The organism is Clostridium sp. UBA3061 (assembly GCF_002367465.1).
Taxonomy (GTDB): Bacteria; Bacillota; Clostridia; order Clostridiales; family Clostridiaceae; genus Clostridium_J; species Clostridium_J sulfidigenes.
Genome location: NZ_DFCF01000007.1, coordinates 78,545 through 98,364 on the forward strand (window position 1 = coordinate 78,545; position 19,820 = coordinate 98,364).

Here is a 19,820-nt window from a genome sequence, read left to right on the forward strand (position 1 = left end):
ACAATATTTAGTACCATTCCACTGCCAAATATGCTAAAATTTTTATATAGATAAATGGTATGCTTTGGAGGACAAAATGAATATTAGTATAAAGAATATAGTTTCTGCTCTATCATTATCCTTGGATCTTACAGACAATGATTGGGGTAAATTTGAGGATGTTATAAACCCAACACATGCTAAAGATATTTCAAATAAGCAATTTTCTAATCATTCTAGATGCACCTCATATATAGCCTTAGAAATTGCTCAAACTATGAAACTAGATGAAAATTCTTACTACAATTTATATATTGCTTGTATGATTCATGATATTGGAACTCAAAATATATTTGATGAGTCTCACACCTCAAAATGGTATATAAAAAAGCATTGCATTGCTGGCTCTGAAATGATTCAACGTATTCCATCCTTAATACAAGTATATGATATAATACGTTATCATCATGAAAATTATGATGGTAGTGGATGCTTAAAATTAAAAAGTTCACTAATTCCTATAGAAGCTCAAATTCTCAGAATAGCTGATTTAATTGAAATCCAGGTAGATTATTCTAAACCTTACCACATCCAAAAGGATATTCTTATTGATTGGGTAAAACTACACAATGAAACTTTATTTTCACCACAGGTTGTAAAAGCTTTTCTCATGGTAGCTGACAAAGAAGAGTTTTGGTTAAACCTTATAAATTTACCTAATATGAATTTCATACTTGATAATATAATACCGGAGAAAGATATTTTTATCTCTCTATCGGAATTTGAAGCAATTGCTGATGTATTTGCAAGCATTATTGATAATAAGAGTTCTTTTACTGCAGAACATTCTAAAGAAATTGCTACTTTAGCTTATAATGTTTCTAAGCATTTAGGCTACACTGAAGAAAAGTGTCTTAAAATGAAAATTGCAGGATTACTTCACGATATTGGAAAATTAGCTATTCCCATCAGTATATTGGACAAAGATGGTCCTTTAACAGAAGAAGAATATTCTATTATCAAATCTCATACCTACTATACTAAATTAATTCTAGATAAAATAGACCACATATCTGATATTAGTTTATGGGCTTCTAGTCATCATGAAAAATTAAATGGTAAAGGCTATCCACGAAGACTTAAGGCTGAGGACCTTAGTGAAGAATGCCGCATTATTGGAGTATGTGATATATATCAATCTTTAACTGCTGATAGGCCCTATAGAAAAGGTATGTATATGTACGAAGCATTTAATATATTAGATGATATGGTAAATAGGAACTTAATTTGTGGTAATGCAGTAAGACATTTTAAAAATACTTTAGTATCTCGGGTAGAAAAGAAACCTTAATTTAATTATTATACAGTTATTTAATGAAAAGTAATTTTACTATTTGCTTTTCATTTTTTTTCTTTTAGGCTAAAATATTAATGAGGTGAATCATATGGAATTTATAGTTAGTAATGTTGATGAATTAGATTCCCTAGGTATACAGCTAGGAAAAATGTGTAAAGAAAATGATGTTTTATGCCTTATAGGTGATCTTGGTACTGGTAAGACTCATCTTACCAAAGGAATTGCAAAAGGTCTTGGCATAGATGAATGTATAACTAGTCCTACCTTTACAATTGTTAATGAATATGAAGGTAGATTAAAATTGTATCATTTTGATGTGTATAGAGTAAATGATCCCGATGAGATTGCTGCCATCGGCTTTGATGAATATATATTTGGAAATGGAGTTAGCGTCATTGAATGGGCTAACTATATCGAAGATTTAATACCAGAAGAAAGTTTAACTATAAACATAGCTAAACTTCCAGACTTAGGTGAAACCTATAGAAAGATTACTCTTTCCTATACTAATGATAGATATAATTATATAAAGGAGTTGAAGCTATGAAGATTTTATCCTTAGATTCTGCAACTGAATGTGCAACTGTGGCTATTATTGATAGCGATAAGATATTAGGGGAAACTATTATAAATTATAAAAAGCAACACTCTGTAATTATGATGCCTATGATAGATAACCTTTTAAAAAATTGTGGTTTATCCATATCAGATATAGAAGGCTTTGTAGTTTCTAGCGGCCCTGGTTCTTTTACTGGTCTTAGAATCGGTATGTCCACTATAAAAGGTCTTGTGCAAGCAACTAATAAACCCTTTGTGTCTATAAATTCTTTAGATGGACTTGCAAATAATCTCTTTAATATCCAAGGTATTATTTGTCCTATAATTGATGCGTTGAGGGGTAATGTATATACTAATTTCTATAAATTTGAAAATAATAATTTAGTAGTCTTAGGTGAGCCTGAATTATTATCAATGGAAGATGTAATAAATAAATGCTCAGGATTTAATGAGCCTATTACTTTTATAGGTGATGGTACATCAAAATTTAAGGATGCCATATTAACTTCTCTACCTAATGCTTCCATAGCACCTAGTCATATCAATGTGACAAAGGCATCTTCTATAGGCTACTTAGGCTATCTTAGATTAATAAACAATGAAGGTGATAATGTACTTAGTAGTTCACCTGTATATCTTAGACTTTGCCAAGCCGAGCGTGAATATGAAGAAAAGGTAAAAAATCATGACTGATGTAACCGTTGAAAGAATGAGTTCCCTTAATATATTAGGAGTTAAAGAAATTTCAGACCTAAGCTTCTCAAGCCCTTGGTCTCTCCTATCTATGGAAAAAGAACTAATTAATAAAAACGCTGTCTATATAGTTGTAAAGTTAGGTAATAAAGTTGTAGCCTTCGGTGGAATGTGGGTTGTCTTTGATGAAGGTCATATAACCAATATAGCAGTTCATTCCGACTATAGAAGAAATAATTTTGGAGATGTGGTAGTAGAAAACCTCATTACAATTGCTAAGGATATAAATATTGTTTCTATGACTCTAGAGGTTAGAGCCTCTAATATAGCTGCAATAAATCTTTATAAAAAACACCATTTTTCTGTAGAAGGTATAAGGAAAAACTATTATCAACATCCAAAAGAAGATGGATACATTATGTGGAACCACAACATATAGGTGGTATATATTAAAATTTTAAAGACGATAAAAGAATTTTTCTTTTATCGTCTTTTTGTAAATTATCTTTATATATTTTAATTTTAACTTCAACTTATTTTTTAAATTGTTAAAGATATGATTTAGTACATTTTTATTAGGCACCCTTTTTCATAGCTTGTTCAGCTAAAACATTCTCTCTATTTAGTAGTGGTGATATTCTCTTATAAGATACGAAGGTTATAAGAGATACTATGGCCCCTTTTATAATATTAAAAGGAGTTATTCCTAGAACAATTATTCCTGTTAAGCTAGAAATATTAGAGTTTCCTGCTGCTGATGCTCCTATAACATTAGCCATGCCACCCATTATTGTAGCATATAATGGAATTAGTATAAAGTAATTAAATACTGCTCCTACTATAGTCATTATTATAGTTCCTAAAATTAATCCTATAATTGCACTCTTTTTAGTTTTATTTTTATGATAAACATATGATGCTACAAACACAAAAGACCCACCAATTAAAAAGTTAGCAAATTCTCCAACTCCACCGGTGTAAGTGCCATGAAAAACTAGATTTAATATTACTTTTCCACCTTCTATAATTACTCCTGCCACTGGTCCCAATGCAAATCCACCTATAAGTGCTGGTAAATCACTAAGATCAAGTTTTAAAAATGGTGGAAATCCTGGTATTGGAAATTCAAATAACATTAATATAAATGCTATTGCTACTAATAAAGAGATTTTTACTAACCTGTTTACATTTTTAGATGTGTTCATTATTAATACCCCCCTAAGTTTACTGCATACTTCATAGGGTGAATTTATCCGATGACTATCCACTCTAATATTCTCATCTTCTTCGAAGTGGGTATTAAGAGTGTCTACGTCTCTGGATAACGATTCCTAACCTTCAAAGAAGCTAAGAATTCTGTTTATAGTACCCTAATGCCTTCAGATTTGTTATTTCTCTAATGACTGTCTCATTAATACTGTTCATTAGAACTTGATTGTTAAATATAATACTTATAACAAATCTAAAAAAGCCCTGATTAAAAATCAGGGCTAAAACAAGCATCACTAAAATACTATATACCTACTTCTTTCATCCAGACTATACTGTCGGCTTCGGAGTTTCACCGAATCAGCCTTTCGGCTCGCGGGCTTTACCGCCGGTGGGGAATTACGCCCCGCCCTGAAGTGCATTATTAACTTTTATTACACTTTAATCTTACCATTAAAATCATTACACTTCAATATATTTTTTAAAATTCATAGATAAAATAGATATTTTTTTAACGATATTTTTAAACTTATATCTTACTTTTTAAGTGTTATTCCACATAAACAGAGTTTATTTTAACTCTACATCTTTTTTCATTGATAAAGATATCCTATTTCTCTTCTCATCAATATCTATTACTGTAACCTCTACTACATCTCCTAGCTTAACCACATCTAGTGGATGCTTAACAAATCTATCACTTAATTGACTTTTATGAACAAGACCATCTTGGTGTACTCCAATATCTACAAAGGCACCAAAATCCGATACATTTCTAACGGTTCCTAATAATTTCATTCCTTTTTTAAGCTGAGATAATTCCATAACCCCAGTTTTAAATATTGGTTTTGGCATTTCTTCTCTAGGATCTCTTCCTGGTTTTTTAAGTTCTTTTATGATATCTAAAAGAGTTGGTTCTCCTATACCTACTTCTTTAGCTAAATTAAATACTCCTACCTCTTTAACCTTTTCATCTATACCCTCTATATTTTTACTACTTAAATCTTTACCATCATATCCTAGGATAGTCATAAGTTTTTTGCAAGCCTCATAGCTTTCCGGATGGACAGATGTACCGTCTAAAGGTTCCTTGCTACTATCAACTCTCAAGAATCCTGCACATTGCTCATAGGCCTTAGCTCCTAACCTCTTTACCTTTAAAAGCTCTTTTCTTGATTTAAACTTGCCTGTTTCATCCCTATAGGCAACTATATTCTGAGCTATACCAGAATTTATTCCAGAAATATAAGATAAAAGTGCTGGTGTTGCTGTATTTAAATCTACTCCTACATTGTTAACACAATCTTCAACTATATTTTTTAGAGATTCATCTAATCTTTTTACAGTAACATCATGCTGATATTGACCTACTCCTATAGATTTAGGATCTATCTTTACTAACTCAGCAAGAGGATCTTGAAGCCTTCTTCCTATGGATATAGCTCCTCTTACCGTAACATCTAAATTTGGATATTCTTTTGTTGCAAGCTCTGATGCAGAATAAACTGAGGCCCCTGCTTCAGATACTATTACATAATATATATCTTTATCTGTTTCTTTCTTTATCTGTGCTATAACTTCCCCTAATATCTCTTCTGACTCTCTACAGGCAGTACCATTTCCAAGAGAAACTACATCTACATTGTGTTTTATCATCATCTTCTTTAATATTTCTTTAGCCTCTTTAACCTTAGCTTCACTTGCAGCTGTAGCATGAACTGTAACATACTCTAAAAACTTACCTGTATCATCAAGAATTGCTACTTTACATCCAGTTCTAAAACCTGGATCAAAGCCCATTACAGTTTTTCCCTTTATAGGTGGAGACATAAGAAGCGCCTTAAGGTTTTCTTTAAATATTTTTATAGCCCCATCTTCTCCTTTTTCTGTAAGCATATTACGTACTTCTCTTTCAATAGATGGATATATTAATCTCTTTATAGAGTCATCAATACTGGTATTAATACACTCATTGCACTTCATATTATCAGTGACCATAAATTTGCTTATATAGCTTTTTATTTTTTCTACATCACAGGTAATCTTGACTGAAAGAACTTTTTCATTTTCTCCTCTATTTATAGCAAGAATTCTATGAGAAGGTATGAATTTTACCTTTTCACTATACTCATAATACATTTCATATTGAGTTCTCTCTTCACTGCTTCCTTTAGTTTCTATAACTCCATTGTTTACCACATAATCTCTTATCCACTTTCTAAACTTAGCATTATCACTAATCTTTTCACTGATAATATCCATAGCTCCTTGTAATGCTTCATCTATAGAAGTTACGCCTTTATCTTCATCTATAAACTCTGCAGCATACTCCTCAGGAGATTTTCCTCCCCCTCCAGATAAGATATACTCACTTAATGGCACTAATCCCTTCTCTGTAGCTATTATAGCTCTTGTTCTCTTTTTAGGCTTAAATGGTCTATAAATATCTTCTACTTCTGTTAAAGTTTCAGCTTTATCTAAAGAAATTTTAATTTCATCTGTTAGTTTTTCTTGCTCATCAATTAATCTAATAACATCTTCCTTTCTATTTTGAAGATTTCTTAGATATGTAAGTCTTTCTGAAAATTTTCTTAAGATTACATCATCAAGACCACCGGTTTTTTCTTTTCTATATCTGGCTATAAAAGGCACTGTATTACCCTCATCTAATAATTCTATTACATCCTCCACTTGAGACTTGCTCATAGGAAACTCTTTAATTAACTTCTCGTTTATAATTGACATCTTTACTCCTCCTGATTGTTCTAAGCATAGTATTCTTTAATTTTATCACATTATTAGCAAATTTATCATAATCAAAATAACTTTTTCATACATATACTAATATAGTAATGTTTAAGGTGATGCCATGAAAAAATTTATAGTTTCTTCTCTTTTAACCTTTTCCCTAATCCTTTCTTCCATCAGTTATAATAGCCTAATGCTAACTAAAAACTTCGATGCTAAGGAAGTAAAAGAAACTATCCATTATCTATCTTCTGATGAGTTTAAAGGTCGATTAAGTGGAACCTTAGAAAATGCTTTAGTTGGCGCCTATATAAAGGATGAGTTTGAACACATAGGATTAGAACCCCTAAGTAATGGCTATTACCAAAGCTTTCAAGTAAATTACCCTAAGAGTTTGTCAGATGAACCTATGATTGCAGTTATTGATAAAGATAAGAAAATACATAAGATTTTAGAATACGGTGTTAATTACAAAGAAGATTTGCTTAACTTTAGGAATACAGAGATAGAGTTTGATAACTTAGATGTCTCTTCTAGAAACAATGATGCAATAGCAGTTTCTAATGACATGGGAACTGCAATATTTTATACTTCTTCTAATAATACTCTTGGGTTTAGAAGTTCTTTTTACGAAGAGAGTAACAAAGGGCTGTTTATTACAGTGACAAAGGAAACTCTTGCCGAAATAGAAAGTTATTTAAATGAAGGTTTTTCAATCTACACCTATATCCCTTATTCTATAGAAGAAGCAAGTATCAATAATATAGTAGGTGTAATTAAAGGTAAAGATTCATCTCTTCCACCTTTAATCCTAGGTGCCCACTTCGATCATATAGGTACTGATCTAGGTGGAACTGTTTATAATGGAGCTTTGGATAATGCTTCTGGAGTATCATTTCTCTTAGAGCTTGCTAAGTACATTAAAACCTTAGGCATTCCTGATAGAGATATAATCTTTGTTTCCTTTAATGCTGAAGAATTTGGACTTAAAGGCTCTAAAGCCTTTGTAGAAGAATATAGGGACTTAATATCTGGAAGTAGGGTTTATAACTTTGATATGATTGGAAGCTATGACGGTACCCCTCTTTGCATTATGGCTGGTAAAACTAATACGGCTAAAACTCCTATAGTAGAAGAATTAACTAAGGCATTCCAAGATAAAAAAATATATTTTAATTACATCTTTGAGAATTCTAGTGACCATGGTTCCTTTGTAGATGCAGGGATTGAGGCTGTAACCCTTTGTGACTATGATTTATCTAGAATTCATACCCCAAATGATAAAATAGAATATATTAGTGAAGAAGCAATTGATAGATGCTTTAGTGTTATGAAAACTCAAATATTTAAAGATAGTTATTCTAGTAATATATTATATAATCATTTAGAATTAATTCTATTTCTATCCTTAGGTGCTTCTCTAATTCTAAGTGCTATCTATTACAATACAAAAAAGAGTAGTTAATTGAAACTACTCTTTTATTTGTTTTAGATATTCATTTATAAACATATCTATATTTCCATCCATTACTGAACCTACATTAGAAGTTTCAGCTCCAGTTCTATGATCCTTAACTAAATTATAAGGGTGGAATACATAGGATCTTATCTGACTTCCCCATGCATTATCCTTTATTTCCCCTGTTATATCCTCAATTTTATCCTTATGCTCACGAATTTTAATGTCTATAAGCTTAGCTTTCAGCATCTTTAAAGCATACTCCTTATTAGTGTGCTGACTTCTTTCATTTTGACATTGCACTATGATATTAGTAGGTATATGGGTTATTCTTACTGCAGAATCTGTAGTATTTACATGCTGTCCACCTGACCCACTAGATCTATAGGTATCTATTTTTAAATCCTCTGACCTAATTTCTATATCTTGATTTTCAGTAAGCTCTGGTAAAACTTCACATCCAGCAAAGGATGTCTGTCTTTTTCCACTAGAGTTATAGGGTGATATCCTAACCAACCTATGAACACCCTTTTCTGATTTTAAATATCCATAGGCAAAATCTCCAGTAACCTTAATAGTAACTGCTTTAATTCCAGCTTCATCATCTGCCACATAGTTTAAAACTGTAACCTTAAAACTATGGGCCTCGCACCATCTAGTATACATTCTGTATAGCATATTAGTCCAGTCCTGGGCATCGTTACCTCCAGCACCTGTATGAAGCTCCAGTATAGCATTGTTTCTATCATATTCTCCACTTAAAAGAGTTTCTATATTAAGATTTTCTATCTCTTCTCCTATGGACTTTAATTCACTTTTTATATCCTTGTAAGAGGAGGAATCCTCCTCCTCCAAACTCATCTCTATCAAAATTTGAACATCCTCTGTTCTAATATCCAAATTATTAAAATTATCTAACTTATCCTTTATCGATTTAGCATTCTGAGTAATTTCTTGTGCCTTATTTATATCACTCCAAAAATCCACTTCCTGCATTTTAAACTCAAGTTCAGATAATTTCTTTTCTTCTGCTGCTATGTCAAAGAGACACCTTCAATTCTTGTAATTTTCCACTGATGACATTTACTTCATTTAAGCATTCTTCTAATTGTAATATCACTTTTATTCTCCTCTTCCACAACAGTTCTTATATTTATATCCTGATCCACATGGACATGGGTCATTCCTATTTGGTTTAGCTTGTTTTTTTACTGGCTCTTTCTTTAAAGAATTATCCTCATTAGTTGAAGTTATTTCAGCTACTCTTTCTCTTTCTGGAGCCTTCTCAACTTTAACATGGAATAGATACTTAACTGTTTCATGCTTAATATTTTCTATCATTTCCGCAAACATTTCGCTACCTTCCATTTGATATGCTTGAGCTGGATCTTGTTGCTTATATGCTCTAAGTCCTATACCTTGTTTTAAGTGATCCATACTATCAATATGATCCATCCACTTAGAATCAACTATCTTAAGTAGGATAACTCTTTCAATTTCTCTCATTTGCTCTTCGCCAAATTCTACTTCTTTTTCAGCATATAATTCTATTGCTTTATCTAGTAATAATTCTACAATCTCATTATTAGATAACTTAGCAATTTCATCTACTGTAACAGTATCTTTAGGTAGATATATATCTTCCATGTATTTTACTAATTTATTTAATTCATCTTCAAAAGTATCATCTACACCACTAATATGAGTATTAACTGAACTTTCTATAACATCCTGTATCATTGTTTGTATTTGATCTTTTATATTAGCTCCCATAAGAACTTCTTGTCTTTGTTTATAAATAATTTCTCTTTGTTTATTCATTACGTCGTCATATTTAACAACATTCTTTCTAACATCAAAGTTATTTCCTTCAACTTTTCTTTGTGCACTTTCTATAGCACCACTAACCATTTTACTCTCAATGGCATCTTCTTCTTGAAGCCCTAATTTATCAATCATACCTCCAAGTCTCTCAGAACCAAATATTCTCATTAAATCATCTTCAAGACAAATATAGAATCTAGATTCACCTGGGTCACCTTGACGACCAGAACGTCCTCTTAATTGGTTATCTATACGTCTTGATTCATGTCTTTCTGTACCTAATATCTTTAAGCCTCCAAGTTCTACTACTCCTTCTCCAAGCTTAATATCAGTACCTCTACCAGCCATGTTAGTAGCAATAGTTACAGCACCCTTTTGTCCAGCTAATGCTACAATTTCTGCTTCTCTTTCATGGTACTTAGCATTTAATACTTGGTGTGGTATTCCTTTTTTCTTAAGCATAGCAGAAATTACTTCAGACTTATCTATACTTACTGTACCAACTAAAACTGGCTGACCTTTTTTATGAGTTTCAGTTATCTCATCTACTAAACACTTATATTTTCCTTTAATAGTCTTATAAACAACATCTGGATGGTCTACTCTTGCTATCGGCATATGAGTTGGTATTACTATTACATCAAGACCATAAATATCTCTAAATTCAGCTTCTTCAGTCTCAGCAGTACCAGTCATACCTGCAAGCTTAGTATACATTCTAAAGTAGTTTTGGAACGTTATAGTTGCAAGAGTTTTAGACTCTTTTTCAACCTTAACCCCCTCTTTTGCTTCAATAGCTTGATGTAATCCATCACTATATCTTCTACCTTCCATAAGTCTTCCTGTAAAGTCATCAACAATAACTACTTCTCCATCTTTTACTATATAGTCCTTTTCATTCTTCATTATGTGATTTGCCTTTAACGCTTGAACTAAATGGTGTTGAATATCCATATTTTCAGGATCTGCATAATTTTCTAAGTGGAAGTACTTTTCTGCCTTTGCTATACCTTCATCAGTAAGAATAACGGAATTTCTCTTTTCATCTATTAAATAATCTTCTTCTAATAATCCCTTAACGAAGAAGTCTGCAATTCTATAAAAATCAGTAGACTTATCTCCTTGACCTGATATTATAAGTGGAGTTCTAGCCTCATCTATAAGTATTGAGTCAACCTCATCCACAATAACATAGTTTAATTCTCTTTGAACTTTTTCTTCTTTATAAACTACCATGTTATCCCTTAGGTAGTCGAATCCAAATTCATTATTAGTACCATAAGTGATATCACAATTATACATTTGTTGTTTTTCTATCTGAGTTTGACCATGAACTATAACTCCTACTGTAAGACCTAGAAATTCATGAACTCTTCCCATTTCATCTCTATCTCTCTTAGCAAGATAGTCATTAACTGTGATTATGTGCACACCCTTACCAGCTAAGGCATTTAAATAAGATGGTAGAGTGGCAACTAAAGTTTTACCTTCTCCTGTTCTCATCTCTGAAACTCTACCTTGGTGTAAGACAACTCCACCTATAATCTGAACATCATAATGTCTAAGACCAAGAACTCTTTTAGATGCTTCTCTAACTACCGCAAAAGCTTCTGGAAGAATATCATCTAAAGTCTCACCCTTTTTTAATCTACCCTTAAATTCTTCTGTTTTTTGTTTCAATTCTTCATCACTTAATTTTTCTATAATCTCCTCAAGAGAATTAACCTTTTTAACTATTGGCATAATTCTTTTAATTTCTCTTTCACTGTAGGTACCAAATATCTTATTAAATATTTTCATCTAAAATCATCCTCACTCTTTCTATCTAAGGTTTGTTAGCTATAATCATCACATAAATACTAATTAAGATTATATCAGTTATTCTTTCTCACTTCAACTTTATACCTATAATTTTCATCCAAAATAAGTAAATTAAAGCTCTATTTTAACATAGAATTAATAATTTCTGTTACTATAAAAAACTCTATAGCTAATGCCATAGAGTTTTTATTAATATAATAAGTATATTTTTAACTTTTCTTTAAAATTAAATTTAGAAATCTTGTTCAATTAAACCATAATTTCCATCTTTTCTTTTATAAACAACATTTACTTCCTCTGTATCGCCATTCATAAATACGTAGAAATCATGTCCTAAAAGTTCCATTTGTAACACTGCTTCTTCTTGGCTCATAGGTTTTATGGCAAATCTTTTAGTCTTTACTATCCTTGGCTCTTTTTCTTCATCATAGTCAGCATAGCGTTCTATATTATTAAATCTTAAAGAATTGTCATAATTTCTTCTTTCAAGCTTAGTTTTTTGTTTTCTTATTTGACCTTCAAGCTTGTCAATTACAGTATCTATTGCATTATACATATCTCCATTTCTTACTTCTGCTCTTAATAATGCACTGTTAAACGGAATTATTACTTCAATTTTGTGTATATTCTTCTCCACACTTAGTGTAGCTGTAGCATTCTCATTATTTACAAAGAATTTATCCAATTTTGATAACTTCTTTTCTACTGCAGCTCTAAGCCCTTCAGTAACCTCGATATTTCTTCCTATAACTCTAACTTTCATAATTCCAGCTCCCCTCATATTAAAAAGGATTATTGTGGTTCCTTTTAATATTTCTATTTTGTAATTATATTTTAAGCTTTACTATAAATACTTGCAAGAAGACTTTACTTAATATTCTGAAAAGTTTTCTTTCTAGCCTTTTCTAGCTTACTTTTCCTTCACTCTACGACTTATATCGCCTTTACATAGTATATGATTTTTTTCATATTTTATGTTATAATAAAATTACATGTGCTGGATATAACATATCAAATAACTAATTGTTACATAATTTATTAATAACATCTAGAATCACATCTTATAATTAACCATAAATAAATTTTCAATTTTAAATAAATAAAAGGCAGTCTAAAAGATTGCTCATTAGTATCACAAAATATAAAGTAATATTCAAAAATAACTTTTTACCACAAAAACTAGAATTTAATTTCCCGTATTTTATAATGATAATTTTATTCTAACCTTTTCTATTTCTACTTATATACTTAAATGTTTAAAATTATATATTATAATAAAATATTTATTATATGTAATGGAGGCTAATATGAAAAAGATTAATGAAATAATAAAAAATATATCTCTTACTCTTTTGTTTGTTATGCCAATTATAATTATAGTTATAAAAAGTAATGGAATTACACTTATGAATAACTTATATATATATGCATATCTAACAGTCTATATATGTATTGCAACTATATATGTAAAAATAAAAAGAGATAAAAATGTATTAAGATTTACGCTTATACTAGTAACTATTTATTCAATATCTGTTCTTCATAATTATATCGGCACATATGAAATAAATAGATTACAAAATAAGAATACAATAATAGTTAATCGTTTTTATGATAGCTTTCTTAGTGGCGATCCTGATGAAATAAGTTCTAAATTTTATAAAAGAGTATATTTTTTCTTTAAAAAGGATTTAAATGCACCTACATTCCATGGTAATTACTCTATATATCAAGAAGATGAATATATAATAATAGCAGGTAATGCTGCTAAAAATTTTATTGAATCATATAAAACTTCTAAAGAAAACAGTTATTTTAAAAATACATTTAAAAATAGCAATTTCGAAATTCTTCCAAATAACCTTATAAAAATAAATTTAATTTATTGATGGTGTTCTAGAACCTATTATTATATATTATATAAGATATAGTTGGTCATAAAAAAGGTTCTGAGATTACTCATAAGATTTACACCCATATAAATAAAGAAAACACTAAGAAAGATCTTCAAAATTATAGGATAAGTGTACCTAAATAGAGGTGATTTATGATTTCTAGGTCGGGAATTTTTAAAAAATATAAAAAAAGTGCAGGTCCGTAAACCTGCAAACCCTTAAGAATAGGGCACTTTATGTCGTTTGACCTGGTCTTTGACCCCACACTCGCCTACTGGAGCTTTTGCTACCCAGAATTACCCTCTCACTACTAACCCTCTCGCATTATAATACGGTAGGACTTACTTCTAAGCCGCACCATGCTCATTAAACATTTTATTTAACTTACGTGGATCGTTTCGCCTGCGACTGGCATCGACTTTCAACCACAAACCCGACTCTTATATTATACTCTACTTTTTGCCACTGTCAATATAAAAACTTCATTGGCCTTTATTTCCTTAATAGCTTTTGCCGCATAAAAGGCTGTAGCTCCAGATGTGATTACATCATCGATAATGAGTACTCTCTTTCCTTCTATTTCTTTTTTATTTTTAACTATAAAAGAACCCTTTATATTTTCCCATCTTTTTATATTGTCTAATCCAATTTGATCTGCACTATCACTTGCTTTATAAATCAATTCCTTGTAAGGAATTTCACAATTTTTACTTATATATTTACAAAGTACTTCACATTGATTAAACCCTCTACTTTTTAAAGCAGATTTACTACTTGGAATAAAGGTTAATATATCTATCTTATCCTTTAAATTTTCTAATATAAAATCACTCATATAACCTGCTAATATTTTTCCTGCTAAAAAACTCTTATTGTATTTAAGTTTTAAAATCAATTTCTTTAATTCATAGCCGTAGAATCCTAAAGAATAGCTTATAAATTCCTCATCTTGGTGAGTTATTGAGGACTCTAGATTAATTATATTAATGCTCTTTTTACATTTTTCACAAATATAATCCTTATCTTCATATTCATCACATATTATACATTTATCATCTATCCCATATATAGTGGACAATATATTATCTACTATCTGTTTTATAATTTCAAAACTCCCTCTTCCCAAGCTCTTTTATTTAACTCCCTTAAAATATTTTTACATCTATCCATATCCTCAGTTTCACTATTGCAAAGAAAAATAACCTCTTCTCGCTCTGTCATAGATCTTCTATTTATCTTACTAGATATATAAACCAAATCCTTATAATTAAAGTTATCATTATCTGCAAAAAAAATCATAATATTCAAAGGATGCACTTCATAATAGTTCTCATTATAATTATTAGTAACCAATATACCATACTCTGCTAGTAAAAATTTAGACAGTTCCTTCTTGTCACTATCTCCTGTTATATCTTTAAATATATTTTTTGTAAGCTTATGGTCTATATTAGAAAGATAATTATAAACCTTATGAGTTTTCTCATCATCTGGAGTATATATTAAAACCTTCTTATTAGTATTTATTGACCACTCTAGGTATTCATATACACTCATAGGTATTTCTTCTTCTATATTTACTCTAGTTACCATAACCCTAGGTTCAGCAATAGGAACTTGTTTATCTTTTCTTAAATTATATAATATTACCTCATTATGAAAAATTGGTTCCATGGAATAACTAATCATAGTTCCATAATTATTACATAGATACTCCATTAGCTTATTTATAGATTCATTGCTATATATAGGCCTAGAATTTATTTCATCATATATAATAAAGTCAAATTTCTCCTTTAAGTATAAGGCTCTACTGTGGGTACATATATTAACTTTACCTGTATATGCTATATCATTCTCACCTTCAATAGAATTTATAAAATTTTTATTAATGAATCCTAATATCTTTACCTCTTCTATATCTGTATTTATTATATATAATATCTTTTTACTTTCTTTAAAGCACCAGTTAAATACCTTATTAAAGATTTGTTTTTTATTATTTAATGCAGAAATTATATTTATTTTATGCATCTTCTTTTTAGCGCCATCTAATATGGTATCTTCTATAGATTTCTTTGATGCCTCCACTATCTCTCTATTGGTTTTTATAAATGACATAAAATCGCTCCTACCTACATATGAATTATCTCTCTTATTCTCCATTTAAGTCCTGAATATCTCTCAAAACTTCTATTGTTATCTTTCATAAATTCAACCACTTTAGAATTACCTACCAATACAACTAACTTCTTAGCCCTAGTTATTCCAGTGTAAAGTAAATTTCTATTCATCAGTAGCGGTGGTCCCATAAACATAGGCATAATAACTACAGGAAATTCACTTCCTTGGCTCTTATGGATAGTAACTGCATAAGCTAAAGTTATTTCATCTAAGTCGCTTTCCTCATATTCTACGATTTTATCATCTTCAAAGCATACAGTAATCTTATCCTCATCCTCACTAATTTCTGTTATATACCCCACATCTCCATTAAATACACCCTTACCTTCTTCACTGGAATTATTTTTGCTCCACTTTAGAGTATAGTTATTTTTAATTTGCATAACCTTATCTCCTACTCTAAAAATCATATCTTTAATCTCAACTTCATCCTTATCTTTACTTTTAGGATTTAACACTTGCTGAAGTTGTATATTTAAATTATCTATTCCCATAATCCCCTTACGCATAGGTGATAATACTTGTATATCTCTAACACTATCCCATTCCACATTAAACTTAGGAAGTCTCGTTTTCACTAATCCAATGATTTTTTCTAACATCACTTCACTATCTGCAGCTCTTTCAAGATAGAAATCACTATTTTTGGTATTTAAAATAGGCATCTTTCCTTCATTTATTAAGTGGGCATTTTGTACTATCATACTTTCTTGTCCTTGTCTAAATATCTCATTAAGTCTTACAACTTTTACTGCATCGCTTTCTATGATATCCCTAAGAACATTTCCTGGTCCCACTGATGGTAGCTGATCCACATCTCCTACTATTATTAGTCTAGTTCCCACTTGCATTGCTTTTAAAAGAGCATTCATAAGACTTATATCTACCATAGAGGCTTCATCCACTATTAAAACATCACACTCTATGGCAGATGTTTCATTTTCTATTTCATCTACCTCTTCTTCACTATAACTTCCTATTTCCAAAAGTCTATGGATAGTTTTTGCTTCTCTACCTGTAGCTTCAGCCATCCTTTTCGCTGCCCTTCCTGTAGGTGCAGCCATAAATACCTTAAGTCCTAAACTCTCAAAAATACTTACAATGCAATTTATAATTGTTGTCTTTCCTGTTCCAGGTCCCCCTGTTATAACCTCTATCCCATTAAAAAAAGCACCCTCTATAGCTTCTTTTTGAGAATTGGCTAATTTAATATTTACTTTACTTTCAAAGTCATTAATTTTCTCATTTACATTTAAACTTAATTTATCATAATTAGTAGTGGCTAGTTCTACTATTTTACGTGTTACAGACATCTCTAGATAAAGATAGGACATATTATATACCGCATCTATATTATCTACTACCTCTACCTTAATCTTTCCATCAATTATCAGTTCATAAACTCCTTCATCAAATTTCTCACTGTCTATCTCCAGAAGTTTCATTCCCTTATCCCTTAATCTATCCATAGGTATAAAGGTATTTCCTATAGCACAAAATTCATTAATTATATATATGACTCCACTTTTTATTCTAAATAGAGAATCCTTCTCTATGCCCAAGCTCTTAGCTATGGAATCCGCTGTTCTAAACCCAATTCCACTTATGTATTCTGTTAATATATATGGATTATCCTTAACTATATTTATGCAGTTAACTCCAAACTTCTTATAAATCTTCATGGCCATATTAACAGTTATGCCATAACTTTGAAAGAAAATAATAATATCCTTAGTAACCCTCTGCTCTAAATAAGATTTCATAATGGTATTTATCCTCTTTTTACCTATGCCAGGAATCTCTTCAAGCTTTTCTATATTACTATCTAATATTTTTATTGTATCTTCTCCAAAAAATTCTACTATTTTTTTTGCTGTAACCTTTCCTATACCTTCAATGACTCCACTGGCTAAATATTTTTCGATGCCACTAGTAGTTGTAGGTATTATTTCATGTATGCTTTCTATTTTAAACTGCTTACCAAACTTAGGATGAACAGTCCACTCTCCTTGAACACTATATTCTTGGGATTCATTTATAAATGGTATTGTTCCAACAATGGTGACAACTTCCTTATCACACCTTAGTTTACATATTGTATACCCATTATCATCATTTCTAAATACAATTGTTTCAACTATCCCTTCAATGGTTATCATAAAATCTCTCCTAATACCTATTATTATCTATCTATAACTATTATTATACCAAATTATATCTCATATATATTAATAATATAATAAGATTTAGTAATATGACTCAGTTTAAAGTAAAAATAATTATCCTTGTTAAATTTCATAATCTATGCAAATTTAATTATAGTCTTTTTAATGAAACTCGACTCAGTACCTTCGCTGAGTAAGTGATTCACACCAAATCGTAGATTTGAGTTCTCTACTTAAAAAATCCACACTAACAAATCATATTGTTAATGTGGATTCTTATTGGTAAATATATATCTTTAATTACTTATATATATTTCTTTATTTCTTCAACCTTATTTAATTGCTCCCATGGTAGGTTTAAGTCATTTCTTCCAAAGTGACCATAAGCAGCAGTTTGTTTATATATAGGTCTTCTTAAATCTAATTCTTTTATAATAGATGATGGTCTTAAGTCAAAAACTTTATTAACTATATCTACTATTTTATCTTCTGAAAGTTTTCCAGTTCCAAAAGTATCAATTTGTATAGATACTGGTCTAGCAACACCAATAGCATATGCAAGTTGTATTTCTAGCTTATCAGCAACACCAGCAGCTACTAGGTTTTTAGCTACCCATCTTGATGCATAAGCAGCCGATCTATCTACCTTTGTTGGGTCTTTTCCTGAGAAAGCCCCACCGCCATGTCTACCAGATCCACCATAGGTATCTACTATTATTTTTCTACCTGTAAGACCTGAGTCTCCTTGAGGTCCTCCAATAACAAATCTACCTGTAGGATTTATATAGTATTTTGTGCTTGCATCCAATAAATCAGCAGGTACTATCGGAGCTATAACATGCTCTTTTAAATCCTTCTCAATTTGTTCTCTTGTAACATCTGGACAATGCTGAGTTGAAATTACTATAGTATCTATTCTAACTGGCTTATTGTCTTCATACTCTACAGTTACTTGAGTTTTTCCATCTGGTCTTAAGTAAGATAAAGTTCCATTTTTTCTTACTTCTGCTAGTCTTCTTGATAATTTATGAGCCATAGCAATTGGAAGAGGCATATATTCTTCAGTTTCATTTGTAGCAAATCCGAACATCATACCTTGATCTCCAGCACCTGTAGCTTCATCATTGTTCATTTGACCTGCTTTACTTTCTAAAGCTTCATCAACTCCCATAGCAATATCACCTGATTGCTCATCTATAGATGTTAATACTGAGCATGTATTGCAATCAAATCCATATTTTGCTCTATTGTATCCAATCTCTTCAACTGTATTTCTAACAACCTTTTGGAAGTCTACATAGCAGTTTGTACTTATTTCTCCCATTACAAGTACCATTCCTGTAGTAGTTGCAGTTTCACAAGCTACCCTAGCATTGGGATCTTTTTCCAATATGGCATCTAGTATTGAATCAGATATCTGATCACACATTTTATCTGGATGTCCTTCAGTTACTGATTCTGACGTAAATAATCTTCTCATTGAATTTTCCTCCTTAAATATTTAGATATTACCGACACTTAAAATTAAAACCTCTTCTTATCAGACAAGAAGAGGTTAGTATATTTCAAACTAAACTTTCTTATCTTGCAGAAAATACTGCAGGAATTGGCACCATTGCTTTTAATAGCCGGTTGCTGGGTTTCATTGGGCCTTTGTCCCTCCACCACTCTTGATAAGAGTTATATTATTAATTTATACATAGATAATAGCATAGGGAAATTTAACTGTCAACACACTTATCTATTAATATAAATAATTAATATTTACCATTATAACAACTTTATATATGCCATTAAATATATTCTAAACTTAATAAACAGATTTATTCAATTAATATAAAACACTTATTCAATTCTTATTTTATCTTTTATTAGAAATAAAATAAGACACTAAGTAAACTTAGTGTCTTATATGGTGGAGGAGGACG

Annotated in this window: 15 protein-coding genes and 2 riboswitches; of the genes, 6 read left to right on the plus strand and 9 right to left on the minus strand. The window is 30.5% G+C overall.

Annotated features, from left to right (window positions below; genetic code table 11):
- The first annotated feature begins 76 nt into the window (after positions 1-76).
- The 4 genes from B2P65_RS05815 to rimI all read left to right on the plus strand — a co-directional run bounded on the left by B2P65_RS05815 (position 77) and on the right by rimI (position 3,026).
- Positions 77-1,330, plus strand: a complete 1,254-nt coding sequence (locus B2P65_RS05815; protein WP_346847024.1) for an HD-GYP domain-containing protein — start codon at positions 77-79, stop codon at positions 1,328-1,330.
- A 94-nt stretch (positions 1,331-1,424) separates the two neighbouring features.
- Positions 1,425-1,883 carry a tRNA (adenosine(37)-N6)-threonylcarbamoyltransferase complex ATPase subunit type 1 TsaE gene (gene tsaE, locus B2P65_RS05820; protein ID WP_346879765.1) on the plus strand — a complete coding sequence of 153 codons (459 nt, stop codon included), beginning with the start codon at positions 1,425-1,427 and terminating at the stop codon, positions 1,881-1,883.
- Positions 1,880-2,587 (plus strand): tRNA (adenosine(37)-N6)-threonylcarbamoyltransferase complex dimerization subunit type 1 TsaB, encoded by a 708-nt coding sequence (gene tsaB / locus B2P65_RS05825; protein ID WP_346847022.1) that lies wholly within the window; start codon positions 1,880-1,882, stop codon positions 2,585-2,587. The genes tsaE and tsaB overlap by 4 nt, the downstream gene beginning before the upstream one ends.
- Positions 2,580-3,026 carry a ribosomal protein S18-alanine N-acetyltransferase gene (gene rimI, locus B2P65_RS05830; RefSeq protein WP_346879766.1) on the plus strand — a complete coding sequence of 149 codons (447 nt, stop codon included), beginning with the start codon at positions 2,580-2,582 and terminating at the stop codon, positions 3,024-3,026. Before tsaB ends, rimI begins: the two co-directional genes overlap by 8 nt.
- Before the next feature lie 136 nt (positions 3,027-3,162).
- Here rimI and B2P65_RS05835 read toward each other — a convergent pair whose 3' ends face one another.
- On the minus strand, positions 3,163-3,792 hold the full coding sequence (locus tag B2P65_RS05835) for an ECF transporter S component (protein WP_035129749.1): 630 nt from the start codon (positions 3,790-3,792) through the stop codon (positions 3,163-3,165).
- A 313-nt stretch (positions 3,793-4,105) separates the two neighbouring features.
- A riboswitch (FMN riboswitch) is annotated at positions 4,106-4,219 on the minus strand.
- A gap of 147 nt (positions 4,220-4,366) precedes the next feature.
- Positions 4,367-6,541, minus strand: a complete 2,175-nt coding sequence (locus B2P65_RS05840) for a Tex family protein (RefSeq protein ID WP_346879767.1) — start codon at positions 6,539-6,541, stop codon at positions 4,367-4,369.
- 124 nt (positions 6,542-6,665) lie between these two features.
- Between B2P65_RS05840 and B2P65_RS05845 the strand changes: the two genes are divergently transcribed.
- Positions 6,666-8,009: a M28 family metallopeptidase gene (locus tag B2P65_RS05845; RefSeq protein ID WP_346847019.1), complete on the plus strand. Its 1,344-nt coding sequence runs from the start codon at positions 6,666-6,668 to the stop codon at positions 8,007-8,009.
- 6 nt (positions 8,010-8,015) lie between these two features.
- Here the strand turns inward: B2P65_RS05845 and prfB are convergent.
- From prfB to hpf, 3 genes are all read right to left on the minus strand, one after another.
- Positions 8,016-9,123, minus strand: a protein-coding gene (gene prfB, locus B2P65_RS05850) for a peptide chain release factor 2 (protein WP_346847018.1) whose coding sequence is annotated in 2 segments (ribosomal slippage) — positions 8,016-9,044 and positions 9,046-9,123 — 1,107 coding nt in all. Because the reading frame shifts where the segments join, the coding sequence is not laid out codon by codon here.
- Positions 9,124-9,125: 2 nt separating this feature from the next.
- On the minus strand, positions 9,126-11,627 hold the full coding sequence (secA, locus tag B2P65_RS05855) for a preprotein translocase subunit SecA (protein ID WP_346847017.1): 2,502 nt from the start codon (positions 11,625-11,627) through the stop codon (positions 9,126-9,128).
- Positions 11,628-11,880: 253 nt separating this feature from the next.
- Positions 11,881-12,411: a ribosome hibernation-promoting factor, HPF/YfiA family gene (hpf, locus tag B2P65_RS05860; RefSeq protein WP_150844074.1), complete on the minus strand. Its 531-nt coding sequence runs from the start codon at positions 12,409-12,411 to the stop codon at positions 11,881-11,883.
- A 544-nt stretch (positions 12,412-12,955) separates the two neighbouring features.
- Here hpf and B2P65_RS05865 point away from each other — a divergent pair.
- On the plus strand, positions 12,956-13,537 hold the full coding sequence (locus tag B2P65_RS05865; RefSeq protein WP_346847016.1) for a hypothetical protein: 582 nt from the start codon (positions 12,956-12,958) through the stop codon (positions 13,535-13,537).
- A gap of 451 nt (positions 13,538-13,988) precedes the next feature.
- Here B2P65_RS05865 and B2P65_RS05870 read toward each other — a convergent pair whose 3' ends face one another.
- The 4 genes from B2P65_RS05870 to metK all read right to left on the minus strand — a co-directional run bounded on the left by B2P65_RS05870 (position 13,989) and on the right by metK (position 19,372).
- Positions 13,989-14,669 carry a ComF family protein gene (locus B2P65_RS05870; RefSeq protein WP_346847015.1) on the minus strand — a complete coding sequence of 227 codons (681 nt, stop codon included), beginning with the start codon at positions 14,667-14,669 and terminating at the stop codon, positions 13,989-13,991.
- Positions 14,642-15,664 carry a hypothetical protein gene (locus tag B2P65_RS05875; protein WP_346847014.1) on the minus strand — a complete coding sequence of 341 codons (1,023 nt, stop codon included), beginning with the start codon at positions 15,662-15,664 and terminating at the stop codon, positions 14,642-14,644. The genes B2P65_RS05870 and B2P65_RS05875 overlap by 28 nt, the downstream gene beginning before the upstream one ends.
- 14 nt (positions 15,665-15,678) lie before the next feature.
- Positions 15,679-17,886, minus strand: a complete 2,208-nt coding sequence (locus tag B2P65_RS05880) for an ATP-dependent RecD-like DNA helicase (RefSeq protein WP_346877571.1) — start codon at positions 17,884-17,886, stop codon at positions 15,679-15,681.
- A gap of 310 nt (positions 17,887-18,196) precedes the next feature.
- Positions 18,197-19,372: a methionine adenosyltransferase gene (gene metK / locus B2P65_RS05885; protein ID WP_346847012.1), complete on the minus strand. Its 1,176-nt coding sequence runs from the start codon at positions 19,370-19,372 to the stop codon at positions 18,197-18,199.
- Between the two features lie 97 nt (positions 19,373-19,469).
- Positions 19,470-19,572: riboswitch (SAM riboswitch) on the minus strand.
- Positions 19,573-19,820: the final 248 nt, after the last annotated feature.

Coding starts and splice junctions, on each gene's coding strand:
- B2P65_RS05875 (WP_346847014.1), bottom strand. CDS start 15,664: ATGTCATTTATAAAAACCAATAGAGAGATAGTGGAGGCATCAAAGAAA.
- tsaE (WP_346879765.1), top strand. CDS start 1,425: ATGGAATTTATAGTTAGTAATGTTGATGAATTAGATTCCCTAGGTATA.
- tsaB (WP_346847022.1), top strand. CDS start 1,880: ATGAAGATTTTATCCTTAGATTCTGCAACTGAATGTGCAACTGTGGCT.
- secA (WP_346847017.1), bottom strand. CDS start 11,627: ATGAAAATATTTAATAAGATATTTGGTACCTACAGTGAAAGAGAAATT.
- B2P65_RS05845 (WP_346847019.1), top strand. CDS start 6,666: ATGAAAAAATTTATAGTTTCTTCTCTTTTAACCTTTTCCCTAATCCTT.
- hpf (WP_150844074.1), bottom strand. CDS start 12,411: ATGAAAGTTAGAGTTATAGGAAGAAATATCGAGGTTACTGAAGGGCTT.
- rimI (WP_346879766.1), top strand. CDS start 2,580: ATGACTGATGTAACCGTTGAAAGAATGAGTTCCCTTAATATATTAGGA.
- metK (WP_346847012.1), bottom strand. CDS start 19,372: ATGAGAAGATTATTTACGTCAGAATCAGTAACTGAAGGACATCCAGAT.
- B2P65_RS05880 (WP_346877571.1), bottom strand. CDS start 17,886: ATGATAACCATTGAAGGGATAGTTGAAACAATTGTATTTAGAAATGAT.
- B2P65_RS05835 (WP_035129749.1), bottom strand. CDS start 3,792: ATGAACACATCTAAAAATGTAAACAGGTTAGTAAAAATCTCTTTATTA.
- B2P65_RS05840 (WP_346879767.1), bottom strand. CDS start 6,541: ATGTCAATTATAAACGAGAAGTTAATTAAAGAGTTTCCTATGAGCAAG.
- B2P65_RS05815 (WP_346847024.1), top strand. CDS start 77: ATGAATATTAGTATAAAGAATATAGTTTCTGCTCTATCATTATCCTTG.
- B2P65_RS05865 (WP_346847016.1), top strand. CDS start 12,956: ATGAAAAAGATTAATGAAATAATAAAAAATATATCTCTTACTCTTTTG.